Annotated in this window: 15 protein-coding genes; 9 read left to right on the top strand and 6 right to left on the bottom strand. The window is 67.5% G+C overall.

The genetic code is table 11. The features are described from left to right. Window positions 1–15 precede the first annotated feature (15 nt). Window positions 16–969, bottom strand: a complete 954-nt coding sequence (locus ACYU8W_RS03240; protein WP_499466582.1) for a hypothetical protein — start codon at window positions 967–969, stop codon at window positions 16–18. 106 nt (window positions 970–1,075) lie between these two features. Between ACYU8W_RS03240 and ACYU8W_RS03235 the strand changes: the two genes are divergently transcribed. Genes ACYU8W_RS03235 through ACYU8W_RS03225 form a run of 3 tightly spaced genes read left to right on the top strand, consistent with a single transcriptional unit; the run spans window position 1,076 to window position 4,501 of the window. After that, window positions 1,076–2,755, top strand: coding sequence for an FAD-binding dehydrogenase (locus ACYU8W_RS03235; protein ID WP_499466644.1), 1,680 nt, complete (start codon window positions 1,076–1,078; stop codon window positions 2,753–2,755). Window positions 2,756–2,786: 31 nt separating this feature from the next. Beyond that, window positions 2,787–4,004 (top strand): AI-2E family transporter, encoded by a 1,218-nt coding sequence (locus ACYU8W_RS03230; RefSeq protein ID WP_499466580.1) that lies wholly within the window; start codon window positions 2,787–2,789, stop codon window positions 4,002–4,004. After that, a complete protein-coding gene (locus ACYU8W_RS03225; protein WP_499466578.1) occupies window positions 4,001–4,501 on the top strand; it encodes an NUDIX hydrolase in 501 nt (166 codons plus the stop codon). The genes ACYU8W_RS03230 and ACYU8W_RS03225 overlap by 4 nt, the downstream gene beginning before the upstream one ends. Here ACYU8W_RS03225 and ACYU8W_RS03220 read toward each other — a convergent pair. Genes ACYU8W_RS03220 through ACYU8W_RS03210 form a run of 3 tightly spaced genes read right to left on the bottom strand, consistent with a single transcriptional unit; the run spans window position 4,490 to window position 6,308 of the window. Then, window positions 4,490–5,107 carry a response regulator gene (locus ACYU8W_RS03220; protein WP_499466576.1) on the bottom strand — a complete coding sequence of 206 codons (618 nt, stop codon included), beginning with the start codon at window positions 5,105–5,107 and terminating at the stop codon, window positions 4,490–4,492. The genes ACYU8W_RS03225 and ACYU8W_RS03220 overlap by 12 nt on opposite strands. Then, a complete protein-coding gene (locus ACYU8W_RS03215) occupies window positions 5,104–5,541 on the bottom strand; it encodes a sensor histidine kinase (RefSeq protein ID WP_499466574.1) in 438 nt (145 codons plus the stop codon). Before ACYU8W_RS03215 ends, ACYU8W_RS03220 begins: the two co-directional genes overlap by 4 nt. Beyond that, entirely contained in the window at window positions 5,478–6,308 is an 831-nt protein-coding gene (locus ACYU8W_RS03210; protein WP_499466572.1) for a histidine kinase, read from the bottom strand. Before ACYU8W_RS03210 ends, ACYU8W_RS03215 begins: the two co-directional genes overlap by 64 nt. A 183-nt stretch (window positions 6,309–6,491) precedes the next feature. On the opposite strand from ACYU8W_RS03210, the gene ACYU8W_RS03205 reads away from it, so the two are divergent. The 3 genes from ACYU8W_RS03205 to ACYU8W_RS03195 are packed head-to-tail and all read left to right on the top strand — an operon-like array spanning window position 6,492 to window position 9,245. Further along, window positions 6,492–7,553, top strand: coding sequence for an ABC transporter permease (locus ACYU8W_RS03205; RefSeq protein ID WP_499466570.1), 1,062 nt, complete (start codon window positions 6,492–6,494; stop codon window positions 7,551–7,553). Further along, window positions 7,550–8,236: an ABC transporter ATP-binding protein gene (locus ACYU8W_RS03200; protein ID WP_499466568.1), complete on the top strand. Its 687-nt coding sequence runs from the start codon at window positions 7,550–7,552 to the stop codon at window positions 8,234–8,236. The genes ACYU8W_RS03205 and ACYU8W_RS03200 overlap by 4 nt, the downstream gene beginning before the upstream one ends. Before the next feature lie 31 nt (window positions 8,237–8,267). Continuing rightward, window positions 8,268–9,245: a hypothetical protein gene (locus ACYU8W_RS03195; protein WP_141927060.1), complete on the top strand. Its 978-nt coding sequence runs from the start codon at window positions 8,268–8,270 to the stop codon at window positions 9,243–9,245. Window positions 9,246–9,258: 13 nt separating this feature from the next. Here the strand turns inward: ACYU8W_RS03195 and ACYU8W_RS03190 are convergent, their stop codons facing one another. Then, window positions 9,259–9,837, bottom strand: a complete 579-nt coding sequence (locus tag ACYU8W_RS03190; RefSeq protein WP_246092249.1) for a bacterial proteasome activator family protein — start codon at window positions 9,835–9,837, stop codon at window positions 9,259–9,261. Window positions 9,838–9,995: 158 nt separating this feature from the next. Between ACYU8W_RS03190 and ACYU8W_RS03185 the strand changes: the two genes are divergently transcribed. Then, complete coding sequence (locus ACYU8W_RS03185) at window positions 9,996–10,973, top strand: NAD(P)H-quinone oxidoreductase (RefSeq protein ID WP_499466565.1); 978 nt, start codon at window positions 9,996–9,998, stop codon at window positions 10,971–10,973. A 94-nt stretch (window positions 10,974–11,067) separates the two neighbouring features. Here the strand turns inward: ACYU8W_RS03185 and ACYU8W_RS03180 are convergent, their stop codons facing one another. Further along, window positions 11,068–11,817 carry an IclR family transcriptional regulator gene (locus ACYU8W_RS03180; protein WP_499466563.1) on the bottom strand — a complete coding sequence of 250 codons (750 nt, stop codon included), beginning with the start codon at window positions 11,815–11,817 and terminating at the stop codon, window positions 11,068–11,070. A 71-nt stretch (window positions 11,818–11,888) separates the two neighbouring features. Between ACYU8W_RS03180 and hutH the strand changes: the two genes are divergently transcribed. Continuing rightward, on the top strand, window positions 11,889–13,448 hold the full coding sequence (gene hutH, locus ACYU8W_RS03175) for a histidine ammonia-lyase (protein WP_211345102.1): 1,560 nt from the start codon (window positions 11,889–11,891) through the stop codon (window positions 13,446–13,448). Between the two features lie 23 nt (window positions 13,449–13,471). Further along, the gene (gene hutU / locus ACYU8W_RS03170; protein ID WP_499466561.1) at window positions 13,472–15,223 is read left to right on the top strand and encodes a urocanate hydratase; all 1,752 of its coding nucleotides are present in this window, start codon (window positions 13,472–13,474) and stop codon (window positions 15,221–15,223) included. The last annotated feature ends 70 nt before the right edge of the window (window positions 15,224–15,293 follow it).

Below are 15,293 nucleotides of genomic sequence, written 5' to 3'. Positions count from 1 at the left end.
GCGGCTCGTCGTCACTCAGCCGAGTGAGTCGAGCAGGTCCTCGGCGTCCTGGCGAGCCTTGGTGACCGCCGCCGCGTGTGATTTGGCAGCCGCCAGTGCCTCGCGCGCGGCGCCGACCGCCTCCTGCGCCTGGTGCTCCAGGTCTTTCAGTTGTTCGACGACGCGTTGTGCGTCTTCGGACGAAACCGGTTCCCTTTCAGCTGGTTTCGCCGGTTCTGTCGGCTTCTCTGCCTCCTCGTCGGGGGTCTCCTCGGGCCCGTCGGACAGCTCGGCGTCGTCGGGCGCTTCCTCGGTGGGCGCGTCCTCCGCGGGCTCCTCGTGTGTGGGTTCGTCCGCGGCCGGTGCCTCGTCCGGCTGATCTTCGGGTTCGGCCGGTTCGTCGGACCTCACCGAGCGCAGCGGGCGTTCTGCGCGTGCGGCGTCCCGCTCGGCGATCTCGGCCAGCCGTGCCTGCTGCAGTTCGCGCAAGGGCACGGCGACCGCCTCGTCCACCTCGACATCGCCGAAACCGCTGTAGGACAACGGGTTCACCAGGTTGCCGCTGCACACGACGTCCTCCGCCTTCTGCGAGGCGAGCGCAGCGGTGAAGGTCTGCGTCAATTGATCCTTGGCCGAAGCGGTACCGGCCCCATGCGGTTCCGCGTCGGCGAGCAGTTGTGCAATGAGTTCGGACCGCTCGGCACCCAGCTTCTTCAGGGTGGCGGCGTCCATCCGCCCCTGTGCCTCGCGCATCCGCTCACCGAGTTCGCGCAGCGCCGGGATGTTCGGTGGATCCTCCTGCCGGGCAAGGTGATTGACCGCGTCCGCTGCCACCGAGGGGCGACGTAACCCACCGACGGTCTTCGCCACTTCCTTGTCGCCCGCCTTCCGGATCTGCGCCACCAACCGCTTGCGGGTCGCGATGAACTCGGCCGGGTCGCCGGAGTAGAGCTCATCGATCGCAGCGTGCAGGGTGGGCGCGTCGTCCATGCGCCCAATCTAGTTGGGCATCAGGACGATCGATCGGGACGAACGACTCCCGCGATCAGTCCTGGGCGACTAACTTCGTCATTACCCAACAGTAGGAGTTGTCGTGATGGACGCTGACGTCATCGTCGTGGGAGCCGGGCTCGCCGGTCTGGTGGCCACCGCAGAACTGGTCGCCGCGGGCCGCAAGGTGCTCGTGGTCGACCAGGAGAACGAAGCCAATCTCGGTGGTCAGGCCTGGTGGTCGTTCGGCGGCATCTTCCTGGTGGGTTCACCCGAACAGAAGCGGATGGGCGTCAAGGACTCCTTTGATCTTGCCTGGCAGGACTGGCAGGGCAGCGCGCAATGGGATCGCCTCGACGGTGAGCACGACGAAGACCACTGGGGCAAGCAATGGGGACGCGCGTACGTCGAGTTCGCGTCGTCGATCAAGCGCGAGTACCTCACCGGCAAAGGCGTGAAGTTCACACCGATGGTCGGTTGGGCCGAGCGGGGCGACGGCCGCGCGACCGGGCACGGCAACTCGGTGCCCCGGTTCCACGTGCCGTGGGGCACCGGCACGGGCATCGCGAAGCCGTTCATCGACCTGGCCCGTGAGGGAGCGCAGAAAGGCCTGGTGACCTTCGCCCACCGGCACCGTGTGGACGGCCTGGTCACCTCGGGCGGCGCCGTCACCGGCGTCCGCGGACGCGTCCTCGCGCCCGACTCCTGTGAACGTGGTGTGTCGAGCAACCGGGACGAGATCGGCGACTTCGAGTTCACCGCGCAGGCGGTCGTGGTGGCGTCCGGCGGCATCGGCGGAAACCACGAACTCGTCCGCAAGTTCTGGCCGGAGCGCCTCGGCACGCCGCCCAAGCGCATGATCACCGGCGTCCCTGCACACGTCGACGGACGCATGATCGAGATCACCGCCGAGGCGGGCGGTCGCCTGGTCAACCGTGACCGCATGTGGCACTACGTCGAGGGCATCCACAACTGGGACCCGGTATGGCCGAACCACGCGATCCGCATCCTGTCCGCACCCTCGCCGATGTGGTTCGACGCGCTCGGGCGCCAGTTGCCCGCACCGTTCTTCCCCTCCTACGACACGCTCGGCACGCTGCGCTACCTGCGCACGACGTCCGGCATCGACCAGCACGACCACTCATGGTTCATCCTCACCACGACGATGATCGCCAAGGAGTTCGCTCTGTCGGGCTCGGAGCAGAACCGCGACCTCACCGACAGGGACGTGAAGGCGGTGTTGAAGTCGCGCGTGGCCAAGGGCACGCAGCGCGAGGTGCAGGCGTTCGTCGACAACGGCGAGGACTTCGTCACCGCCGACACCCTCCCCGAGCTCGTCGCGAAGATGAACGCGCTGACCGACGAACCGTTGCTCGACGTCGATGTCGTCACGGCCCAGGTCGAAGCACGTGACCGCGAGATCGGCAACAAGTACTCCAAGGACTTCTCCGTCAACGCCATCCACAACGCCCGCAGCTACCGCGGCGACAAGATCGGCCGCGTCACCGCTCCGCACCGAATGCTCGACCCCAAGCACGGTCCGTTGATCGGCGTGAAGTTGAGCGTCCTGACCCGCAAGACGCTCGGCGGCATCCAGACCGACCTCGAGTCGCGGGTGCTCGGCAGCGACGGCAACCCGATCGAAGGGTTGTACGCCGCCGGCGAAGCGGCCGGGTTCGGAGGAGGCGGCGTCCACGGGAAGAACGCGCTCGAGGGCACGTTCCTCGGTGGTTGCATCTTCTCCGGACGAGCAGCCGGCCTGTCACTCGCTCGTCGGGTGGGCTGAACCGGCGGTCGAGCAGTGGCAGGCTGTCACTGTGCGTGACTTCCTTCGTTCCGGACGGGCTTCCGCCGCGGAGCCCGATCCGGTTCAGCCGGTAAAGACCACCCCTGCCATGGTGTCGGCCGAAGTACCGGAGGATGCCCAGGACGAGCGTCCCAAGCGTCCGCTGGACGACGTCAGTTTCGGGGTGCAGGTCGCCGCATGGTGGTCGCTGTGTCTGATCCTGATCGTCAGCGGTGTCATCACGCTGTTCTGGCTGCTCAACGAGATCAGCCTGGTCACGATCACCATCGCCGTGGCGATCATGATCACTGCGCTGCTCCAGCCGATGGTCGCGCTGCTGACCCGATGGAAGGTGCCACGCACCCTGGCGGTGTTGATCGTCTTCCTCGGCGGTATTGCGATCATCAGTTGGCTGCTGTGGTTCGTGATCAGCCAGATCGCCTACTCCAAGGACAGCCTGCTGGACCAACTCAACGGTGGTCTGGCCTCGGTGCGGGACTGGTTGGTGCACGGTCCGTTGGAGATGACTCCGAAGCAGGCCGACCGCTTCTCGGTTCAACTGGGTGACACTTTGCAGCAGCAGTTCGGCGGATCGCCCGAGGCGCTCGATCGTGCGACCGGCGCGATCGGCGTGCTGTCCGGTGGGGTGTTCTGCCTGTTCGCGACCTTGTTCATGTTGTTCGATCGGGGACGCATGTGGGCATGGTTCGTCTCGATGTTTCCCGATCACATCCACGACCACGCGCAGGAGGCCGGACAGGCTGCCTGGCGCACGCTGACCGCGTACATGCGCAGCCTGGTACTGCTGGCCGCGATCAATGCGCTCGCGATGGTGCCGGTGATGATGATCGCCGACATGCCGTTGGTCGTTCCGCTGGCCGTGCTGCTCTTCCTCGGATCGCTGGTGCCGCTCATCGGGGTGCTGGTTGCAGGTGTGGTGGTGTGCCTGATCGCGTTCGTCAGCCAGGGCCTCACCACGGCGATCGTCGTCGCCGTCGCGCTGGTGCTGATCGTCCAGTTGTTCGGCAACCTGCTGAACCCGATCATCCTGGGCAAGGCGGTCGACATCCACCCGCTTGCGATCCTCGTCGGCGTCACCGGTGGAACGCTGCTCGCCGGCATCTTCGGAGCGTTCGTGGCCGTCCCGTTGATCGCGGTGCTCAACAACGCGATCAAGGCGGTACGTCACCACCACACTTCCAGGCCGAACGGCAGCACCGCCGACCCGGCCGAGGTGGCGAAAACATGAGCGACGAACCAGGTGCGTTGCAGCGCATCGGTTTCCGGCTCTACCGCAAGCTCTCCCCGGCGGTCGGCCAGCGGCTCGTTCGTACCTTCAAGCCCACCTATTCGCTGGGCGCGATCGCGCTGATCGAGTTCGACGGCAAGCTCCTGGCGCTGCGGCAGGCGCATCGCACGGGCTACTCCCTGCCGGGTGGTCTGGTCGACCGCGGCGAACAACCCCGGGACGCGGTGCGGCGGGAAGTGGCGGAGGAAACCGGGATCGACATCGACCCGGGCGACCTGGTCGCCGTCGTGTTCGACCCGCGGGTGCGGCACGCCGATGTCATCTTCCGCGTCGTCTGTGACCGCGAACCCGAGGTCACGGTGGCCAGCGAGGCGTACGACCACGCCTGGCTCGATCTGGCCGGCTGGCCCGAGGCCGACTACGCGACCGCGCGGATCCTCAAGGCCGTTCGCGCTGCGTCCACCGTGCCGCAGCCCGGCCGGTTGTCAGCGCAGTAGCCCGAGATCGCGGGCGCGCCCGACGGCGGCGGTGCGGGAATCCACGCCGAGCTTGTCGAAGATGTGCACCAGGTGCGATTTCACCGTCGCCTCGCTGACGAATATCTTCCTCGCGACCTCCCGGTTGGATGCGCCGTCGGCCACGAGTGTGAGCACCTCGAGTTCGCGAGCGCTGAGCCGTTGCACCGGGTTCCGCAGACTCGCCAGCAACCGGTCTGCCACCACGGGTGCGAGGGCGGTCTCGCCGTGCGCGGCCTTGCGGACTGCGCGGATCAGTTCGTCGGGCGGCGCGTCCTTCAGCAGGTAGCCGACGGCCCCCGCTTCGACGGCACGCAGGATGTCGGCGTCCGTGTCATAGGTCGTCACGATCAACACGTGCGGGGGATCGGGCAGTTCCCGTAATGCGGCGGTGGCCGCGACGCCGTCCATGCCCGGCCCGAGTTGGAGATCCATCAGTACCAGTTCCGGTTGGTGCATTCGGGTGAGTTCGATCGCCTCCGTGCCACTCGCCGCTTCGGCGACAACCTCGATTCCGGCTGCCTCCAACAGCATCCGCAGACCTGCGCGAACCACCGGGTGGTCGTCGGTGATGAGCACTCGCGTCATGAGCGCGCTCCGTTCAGCGGGATCTCGACCTGGACGGTGGTGCCCTCACCGGGTGCGGACTCGACCGCGAAGCGTCCGCCGGTCTCTTCGGTACGGGCTCGCATGGCGTTCAACCCGTAGCCGCCGCTCTGACTCGGGACGATGGGTGCGGACGGGTCGAAACCGCGTCCGTCGTCGCGGACATCGAGTCGGACGACGTCGGCGTCCCCGCCCAGGGTGACGACCGCGCGGCAGGCATCGGCGTGCTGACGGACGTTCGCGAGCGCGCCCTGCGCGATGCGTAACAGTGCGACCTCGACGGTGGTGGGGAGCGAGCCCACCTGATCGTCGACGACGAGTTCGAGTCCGGTCGGGCCGGACTGGCGGTCGATCAGCCGTTGTAGCGCAGCAGAGAGCGGGGCGCGTTCGAGCTCGGTCGGGGTGAGGGCGTGCACACCGATCGTGCGTCGGTGAGGCCGTCGGCGGCCGCCTGCTCGATGCGGGTCAGCACGTCACGCAGCTGGGATTCGTCGGCAGTGCCGGTGAGCCCGGCACGCGACAGCAGCACGATGCTGGAGAAGCTCTGCGCGAGGGTGTCGTGCACCTCGCGGGCCAGGCGGGCTCGTTCCTGCAGCACTCCGGCCTCACGCTCAGCACCGGCGAGCGCGTCGTGGGTAGCGATCAGATCACCTTGTGCCGCGAGCAATTCGGCGTTCAGTTGCCTTCGTTGCTCGCTCTCGGTCCGCAACTGCCGGTAGATGGATGCGATGCCTATCGCCACCAGCGCGCCGATGCAGGGGCCGAGGATGCGCGGCACCACGGGGCCGTCGCCCCGGGCCAACTGAGCCGTGACCACGACGAGCGTTGCGACCCCGATGACGGCCAGGGCCACTGGCACCCGGAGCAGGTGCAGCGCGATGAAGAACAGCGCGAACGCGACCCAGGACAACTCGACACTCACTGCGACCAGGGCAATCCACCCGACGAACAGCACCGCGAACCAGACGACACCGGACGAGGGCCTGCGTTTCTCGGGGACGAGTCCGATCGCGTACCAGGCGCCCAGCGCGAGACACCCGAGCACGAGGGGGATCGGGTGGCTGCTCTCCTGCGCGCCGCGGACCGTCCCGACGGCCAACAGCAGTGCGAAGAGCCCGTGCACGGCGAGTTGGAGGGTACGCAGCACAGGGCTCGGTGCGATCGGAGCGGTGGCGGCAGGCATCACCATCGACCGTACTTCGACAGCGCCCGTCGGCGCTGCCTCGCGGCATCCCTCGAACGGTTGATCCCGTCGTCCATCGACGGTCGATCCGCCGATTCCATCGGTTGCGCGATGTGCGACCTGCCTGGTACGGGGTGAACTGGACGACATCGACATCAGTGTGTCCAGAAGGAGTTGTGCAACGTGTTCTTGGCAGTCCGTGACCTGTGGTGGGCTCGGGGCAGATTCGCCCTGATGGTCGCCGCGGTCGGCCTCATCACCGCACTTGTGGTGATGCTCAGTGGGTTGACCGAAGGGCTTGCGCGGCAGTCGATCTCGGCAGTGACGTCCTTGTCGACCGATCGCATCGTGTTCGAGAAGCCCGCCGCCGGACAGGAACTGTCGATGAACGCCGGCCGGGTGACTGACGCACAGGTGGCCGCGGCCCGGCGCCAACCAGGAGTGAGGTCGGCCGATCCGCTGCGTATCGGCAACTCGCGCGCCACGGTGGACGGTGTCGTCGTCCAGGTCGCGTTGTTCGGGATCGACCCGTCGGCCCCAGCCGCGCCGAAGGGACTTACCGACGGATCGACGGTGATCAGCCGTGAACTGGCCGACGATCGGGGGATCGGTGCCGGGGACGAGATCACCGTTGCAGGCAGCAAGTTGCGCGTCGCGGCCACGGTCGACGATGCGTCGTTCAGCCACCTGCCCGTGCTCTGGGTGACCCCGTCGGTGGGACGACAGGATCCCGGCGACGGGGTCGGTTCGGTGATTCTCATGAACGTCGGATCCTCCTTCGAGGCAACCGGTTTCGAGTCCTCGACCGGCTTGCTGGCGAAGACGAAGGACGACGCGCTCGGCGCGATCGGTTCGTACTCCGCGGAGAACGGGTCGCTGACGATGATCCGGGGTCTGCTCATCGCGATCAGCGCACTCGTGATCGGTGCGTTCTTCACCGTCTGGACGGTGCAACGCGAACCCGATCTCGCCGTCCTCAAGGCCATCGGCGCCCGCACCTCCTACCTCGTCCGGGACGCGCTCGGGCAGGCGTTGCTCACCCTGCTCATCGGCGGCGCGCTCGGTGCTGCCGCGTCCGTCGCGGCCGGCCTCGCCGTCGGCGGACGCGTGCCGATCGTCATCGAGGCACGCACAGTCGTCCAACCACTCGTCCTTCTCGTAGTGGTCGGTTCGATCGGTGCGGTGGCAGCCCTGCGCCGTGTCGTGACCGTCGACCCGATGGCCGCACTCGGAGGCGCCCGATGACTTACGCACTCGAACTCGAACGGGTCTCGGTCGAATTTCCGGACGGCGACGGTGTCGTCAAGGCGCTCGACGACGTGTCGATGACGATCGATCGCGGTGCGTTCGTCGCGGTGACCGGGCCGAGCGGATCAGGAAAATCGACCCTGCTCGCGGTGGCCGGACTGCTCTTGCGGCCGACGTCAGGGCGGGTGATGCTGGCCGGCCAGGACGTCACCGGATCCTCCCGGTCGCGAAGTACCGATCTGCGTCGAGAACGGATCGGCTTCGTCTTCCAGCAGCCCCACTTGATCGGATCACTCACCGCGATGGAGCAGTTGGAGATGGTGGCCCGTCTGTCCGGTGACCGCTCGGCGCAGATGCGGGAGCGCGCCATGCACCTGCTCGAGTCGGTGGGGTTGGAGGCCGTGGCGAACCGTCGTCCGGCGGCGATGTCGGGCGGCCAGCGCCAGCGGGTGGGGATCGCGCGGGCGCTGATGAACGACCCGCAACTGTTGCTGGTGGACGAGCCGACCTCTGCGCTCGACCACGAGAGGGGCGTCGAGGTCATCGACCTGCTGCGGGGGATCACCAAGGACCAGGGCACCGGGACGATCGTGGTCACGCACGACCTCGCAACGCTGGGTGAGCAGGACGAGGTGGTGCGGTTGGCCGACGGGCGGATACAGGAACCGGTGTTCGCCTGAGTGCGCAGGGCGGTCGCCTAGGGTGGCGGGCGTGACCCAGAACCAGACAAGTCGTCGTGCAGCCCTGGCCGGAGCCCTGGCGGTCGGACTGAGCGCATGTAGCAGTAAATCCACGAACGACCCGGTCAAGACGGCGGGGACCTCCGGGACACCCGCCGGTGGGTCGTCGACCACGCCTGCGCCCTCGTCCACGCCGCCTGCCGGCAAGACGCTGCCGGGTGGGGCGCGCACGATCCTGCCGCAGCACCGGCTCGTCGGCTACTGCGGAATGCCCGGTGCCCCGGCGCTCGGAGAGCTCGGCGCAACCAATGATCTGCAGGCGCAGATCGACAAGATGATGAAGGTCGTCAAGCAGTACGACGACGGCACGGTGAAGCCGCTGCCGGTCATGGAACTGATCACCACCGTCGTCCACCCGTACGCCGGCCGGGACGGCATGTTCCGCGAGCGCCTCGACCCGAAGGTGATCGGGGAATGGAGCAAGGCGGCAGAGGACAACGGGGCCATCCTGCTGCTCGACATCCAGCCCGGTCTCGCGTCCTTCCTGGACGAGGCGAAGGCGTACGAGGAGTGGCTGCTCAAACCGCACATCGGTCTCGCCCTCGACCCGGAGTGGGCGATCAAGCCCGGGCAGATCCCGGGCAAGGTGTTCGGCACGACGACGGGCGCGAAGGTGGACGAGGTCGCGGCCTACCTGTCCGGACTGGTGAAGGAGAACGACCTGCCGGAGAAAGCGCTGATCGTCCACGTGCTGCGCCGTTCGATCTTCACCGAGGAGTCGGGACTCAAGCAACACCCCGGCGTGCTGGTCATCAAGTCCGTCGACGGCATCGGCGTACCGGCGGATAAGGTGAAGGCGTACGACGCGGTCATGAAGGGCACGCCCTCGAACATCAAGGGCGGTTTCAAGATCTTCTATCAGGAGGACACCGCGGGTGGTGGGCCGCTGATGAAACCGGACGAGGTGCTGGCGCTCTCCCCGAGGCCCGATTACGTGATGTACGAGTGAACGTGCGAGCGCGTCAGAGGTACTGACCCGTGGGGTGGTCGTCCCCGCCATGTTCGGACGGCTGCTCGGCCCGCTGCGGCAACCCGCGTCGCATCGCCTGCAACTGGGCTTGTGACGCCATCTGCTGAGCGACGATCGCGGTCTGGATGCCGTGGAAGAGACCTTCCAGCCAGCCGACCAACTGCGCCTGCGCGATCCGCAACTCCGCGTCGCTGGGCGCTTGCTCACCGAACGGCAGCACGATGCGGTCGAGTTCCTCGGCCAACTCCGGCGCGAGACCGTCCTTCAGTTCGGCGATCGAACGCTGGTGGATGTCGGCCAGCCGCTTGCGCCCCTGATCGTCCAGGCCCGCCGTGCGCACCTCTTCGAGCAACTGCTTGATCATCGAGCCGATCCGCATCACCTTGGCCGGCTGCTCGACCAGCTCGGTGGCGTTCTCGACCTTGCGGTCGCTCGACTCCTCGTCCGAGTCCTCGGAGTTCTCGTTCGGATCGGCGACACCCATGCCGTCCTGGGTGATCACCACGAACCGGCCGTGTTCGTCGGCTGCGGTCGCCGCGTCCTGCTGGGTGTTCTCGTCCTCGGGCGTCATGGCCCCATCCTGACATCCGGTTCGTGTCCGGCGATCCGGACCGCAACCGGTGCCGTCGGTGACGCCGGTCGTGATCTGCATGTCCAGAAGTGCCGCGGACGTCAAGAAGGTGGTTTCGATCCCATGGACACGTCCGTCCCCGGTCGTAGGGTCGACACATGCGTGCTGTGACCCTTCCCGAGTTCGGCGACGAGTCCGTCCTGACCCTTGCCGAGGTGCCCGACCCGCAGCCCGGGTCCGGCGAGGTCGTGATCGATGTCGCGGCGGCCGGGGTGAACCGGGCCGACCTGCTGCAACGACAGGGCCACTATCCGCCGCCGAAGGGTGAGTCGGCCATTCCCGGCCTCGAGGTCAGCGGCACGATCAGCGCGGTCGGCGACGACGTTGACGGCTGGAGCGTGGGCGCCGAGGTCTGTGCGGTGCTCGCCGGCGGCGGGTACGCCGAGAAGGTCGCCGTCCCGGCGGGGCAGTTGCTTCCCGTTCCCAGCGGTGTCTCACTGATCGACGCTGCCGGTCTGCCCGAGGTCGCGTGCACGGTGTGGTCGAACATCGTGATGACCGCGCACCTGCAGGAGGGTGAGGTGTTCCTCCAGCACGGCGGCAGCAGCGGCATCGGCACCATGTCGATCCAGGTGGCCCGCGCGCTCGGGGCGAGGGTCGCTGTCACCGCAGGGTCTGCCGAAAAGCTCGAACGGTGCCGCGAACTCGGTGCCGAGATCCTGATCGATTACAAGCAGCAGGACTTCGTCGAGCAGATCAAGGATGCGGCAGACGGGCGCGGAGCCGATGTGATCCTCGACGTGATCGGTGCAAAGTATTTGGCGCGCAACGTTTCTGCGCTCGCACCCGACGGGCGCCTGGTGATCATCGGCATGCAGGGTGGTGCGAAGGCGGAGCTGAACATCGGGGCGCTGCTGGCCAAGCGGGGCTCCGTCATCGCCACGTCGTTGCGTGGACGCGACAAGGCCGACAAGGAGCGGATCGTCGCCGAGGTCCGCAAGCATCTGTGGCCGCTGATCGAATCCGGACAGATCAAGCCGGTCATCGACCGGACGATGCCGCTCGACCAGGTGGCCGATGCGCATCGTCTGCTCAACGACTCGACGCATATCGGCAAGGTCTTGCTCACCGTCTGAAAGCCGATCACGCAGGCGCTATCAAAATCGGCGTGAGTTTCTGCCCTTCGCCAGGCGCGGCGAAGGGCAGAAACTCAAGCGGATTCGGGGTGGGTCAGGCTCGGTGGCCGAGGCGGTGGCTGAGCGACTCGGCGCTCGCCTGCACCTGTGCCACGAGGTCGTCGCGGTCCGACTCAGGTAGGTCGGCACCGAAGGTGCAGGCCAGACCGGCTGCCGGCTGCCCGGTGTGGTCGAACACGCACGCCGCGATCGACGCGATTCCTGTTGTGACAGAGCCGTTCTCGATCGCGTAGCCGCGACGGCGCACCTGAGCGAGTTCCGATTGGAGGGCCGTGAGTGAGGTCGGTCCCACGCCTTGGCGTTGAACGAACTCGGCTCGTGACGGAAACAGCGCGCGGACCTGAGCGGTGGGCTGCGCCGCGAGCAAGGCGAGCCCGGACGCGGTGAGCGGGGCGGGCAGCCGGACGCCGACGTCCGTCACCAGCATGGGACGCCCGGGCGCTCGCTCCTCGATCACGTAGAGCACGTCGCGTCCGTGAAGCATCGCGAGGTGGGCGTTCTGCTGCACCTCGTCGACCAACCGCCGGATGGTCGGGAGGGCGACCCGTTGTAGTGGTTCCTGGCGGGTGTAGGCCGAGCCGAGTTCGTAAGCAGCGACGCCGAGTCCCCAGCGTCGATCGTCGGGGGAGTGGGTCACGAAACCTGCATCGCGCAGCACGCCGAGCAGTCGGTAGGTCGACGAGCGCGGGATGCCGAGTTCGCGCGCCAGGGCGGCGCCGGGCTGGGGCGTGCCTCGACGGGCGAGCAGTTGAAGGAGGGCGAGCGCTTCGCCGGCATCGGGCACTGTTCGAATGTCTCATATCTGAGACAGTGAAGATGCCTCGGCGGTGTCGCTCCCGCCGCGACGGGAGTGGAATGACAGACATGAGCAACGAGCACGCAGAAGCTGTCGAAGTCGGGATCGGTCCGCTGAGCATCGACGACGTCGTCGCGGTTGCCCGGCACGGATGCCCGATCGCGTTGTCGCAGCAGTCGCGGGCCGAGGTCGAGAAGTCGCGGGCGATCATCGACGGTCTCGCCAATGACACGGTGCCGCACTACGGCATCTCCACCGGATTCGGCGCTCTTGCAACGAAACACATCCCGGTGAGCAAGCGACAGCAGCTCCAGCGGTCGCTCGTCGCCTCACACGCCGCCGGTTCCGGTCCGCTCGTGGAGCGCGAGGTGGTGCGCGCACTGATGCTGCTGCGTATCTCCACCCTCGCGACCGGTCGCACCGGTATCCGTCCGCAGACGCTCGATACCTACGTCGCGATGTTCAACGCCGGCATCGTGCCGTGCGTGCGCGAGTACGGCTCGCTCGGCTGCTCCGGCGATCTGGCGCCGCTGTCGCATTGTGCGCTCGCCTTGATGGGTGAGGGTGAGGTGCTGGACGCCTACGGCACCCTGATGGGGGCCGGTGAAGCGCTCCGCGCGGTGGGTATCCAACCGCTCGTGCTGCAGGAGAAGGAGGGCCTGGCGCTCATCAACGGCACCGACGGGATGCTCGGCATGCTGTGCCTGGCGATCGACGACCTACGGATGCTGCTCACCACTGCCGACCTGTCGGCGGCGATGAGTGTCGAGGGACTGCTCGGCACCGACGACGTGTTCGCGCCGGAACTGCACGCGCTGCGTCCGCATCCGGGCCAATCAGCATCCGCCGAGAACCTGCGGAAAGCACTGGCCGGCAGTGGTATTCGTGAGTCACACCGCGACCCCGAAGCCTGCACCAGGGTCCAGGACGCTTACTCTTTGCGCTGCTCGCCGCAGGTGCACGGCGCCGCGCGCGACACCCTGGCTCACGCGATCACTGTCGCCGACCGGGAACTTGCCTCGGCCGTCGACAACCCCGTCGTCACCCTCGACGGACGCGTGGAGTCGAACGGCAACTTCCACGGCGCTCCCGTCGCCTACGTGCTGGACTTCCTCGCGATCGTCATCGCCGACGTAGCGAGCATGAGCGAACGGCGCACCGACCGCTTCCTCGACGTCGCCCGCAACCACGGTCTGCCGCCCTTCCTGGCCGACGACCCAGGCGTCGACTCCGGACTGATGATCGCGCAGTACACGGCGGCCGGCATCGTCTCCGAACTCAAGCGACTCGCTTCCCCGGCCAGTGTCGACTCCATCCCGAGCAGCGCGATGCAGGAGGACCATGTGTCGATGGGATGGGCCGGCGGACGCAAGCTGCGTCGGGCCGTCGACGGGCTGGCTCGGGTGCTCGGCATCGAACTGATCACCGCTGCCCGTGGCGTGCAGTTGCGCGCTCCGCTCGAGCCCAGCCCGATCACCGCTGCGCTCATCGAACAGCTCGACCTGCCCGAGCCCGGCCCCGACCGGTACCTCTCGCCCGAGATCGAACGGGTCAGCGCACTCGTGACGAGCGGTATGGCCGTACAGGCCGCCGAGTCCGTCACCGGCCCGCTCAACTGACCCACCGCCGAAGGAGATTCACCATGCAAGGTGCACGCCACGTCCGCGCTCCCCGCGGTACCGAGATCACCGCCACCTGCTGGCAGACCGAAGCGCCCCTGCGGATGCTGATGAACAACCTCGACCCCGAGGTGGCCGAACGTCCGGACGACCTCGTCGTCTACGGCGGCACGGGCCGCGCGGCCCGGAGCTGGGAGGCGTTCGACGCCATCGTCGAGACACTGAAGTCGTTGCAGCCCGATGAAACTCTGCTGGTGCAGTCGGGTAAGCCGGTCGGTGTCGTCACCACCAACGAGTGGGCACCGCGCGTCCTGATCGCGAACTCCCACCTCGTGCCCGACTGGGCCACCTGGCCGGAGTTCCGCCGGCTGGAGGCCGAGGGCCTGATGATGTACGGCCAGATGACTGCGGGCTCGTGGATCTACATCGCGACGCAAGGCATCCTGCAGGGCACCTACGAGACCTTCGCCGCCGTCGCACGCAAGCGGTTCGACGGGACACTGGCCGGCACCATCACACTCACCGGTGGATGTGGCGGCATGGGTGGCGCGCAGCCGCTCGCCGTGACGCTCAACGGCGGTGTCTGCCTGATCGCCGATGTCGACCGCACCCGCATGGAACGTCGCGTCGCCAAGCGCTATCTCACCGAGATCGCGGACGACCTCGACGACGCCATCGCGCGGGCCGACAAGGCGAAGCAGGACAAGCGCGCGGTCTCGATCGGCATCGTCGGCAACGCCGCAGACGTCTTCCCCGAATTGCTCAAGCGTCACCAGAACGGCGACATCCACATCGACGTCGTCACCGACCAGACCTCCGCGCACGACCCGCTGTCGTACCTCCCGTTGGAGTACTCGGTCGACGAATGGCAGCGCGAGGCCGAGGGCGACCCGGACGGCTTCACCAAAAAGGCTCGTGAGTCGATGGCCCGCCAGGTGCAGGCGATGGTGGGGTTCCAGGACGCCGGTGCCGAGGTCTTCGACTACGGCAACTCGATCCGGGACGAGGCACGTGCTGCCGGATACGACCGGGCGTTCGCGTTCCCCGGTTTCGTCCCCGCCTACATCCGTCCGCTGTTCTGTGAAGGGCTCGGTCCGTTCCGATGGGTCGCGCTGTCGGGTGACCCCAAGGACATCGAGGTCACCGATGCAGCTCTGAAGGAACTCTTCCCCGGCAACGAGCACCTGCACCGATGGCTCGACGCCGCAGGCGAATTCGTCGAGTTCGAGGGACTGCCGGCCCGGATCTGCTGGCTCGGCTACGGCGACCGCCACAAGGCGGGCCTGCTGTTCAACCAACTGGTCAAGGAAGGCAAGGTCTCCGCGCCGATCGTCATCGGTCGCGACCATCTCGACTCGGGCTCGGTCGCGTCCCCGTACCGGGAGACCGAGGGCATGCTCGACGGCTCGGACGCGATCGCGGACTGGCCGCTGCTGAACGCCCTGACCGCCGCGAGCTCCGGCGCCACCTGGGTCTCGCTGCACCACGGCGGCGGGGTCGGCATCGGACGCTCGATCCACGCCGGGCAGGTGGGTGTCGCGGACGGCACGGACCTCGCAGCCGCAAAGCTCAACGCGTTGCTCACCAACGACCCGGCGCTCGGTGTGTTCCGGCACGTCGACGCGGGTTACCAGCGTGCGGTCGACATCGCCGACGAGCGCGGGGTGCGAGTGCCGATGGAGCCGGTCGTGCGGGACGCCGACGACGCCGATGCGGCCCAACTGGCCGCCACGCGCAAGGCGGCGGAGTCCAAGGCACCCAAGGCAGGACGCTGAGATGACCCCCGAAAGTCCGCAGATCGAGCGCGTTGACCCGCGCTTTCTGCGGACTTTCGTGGGGAGTGTC

It is taken from the genome of Yimella radicis, assembly GCF_054778255.1.
This window is presented reverse-complemented; position numbering and strand designations above follow the sequence as displayed.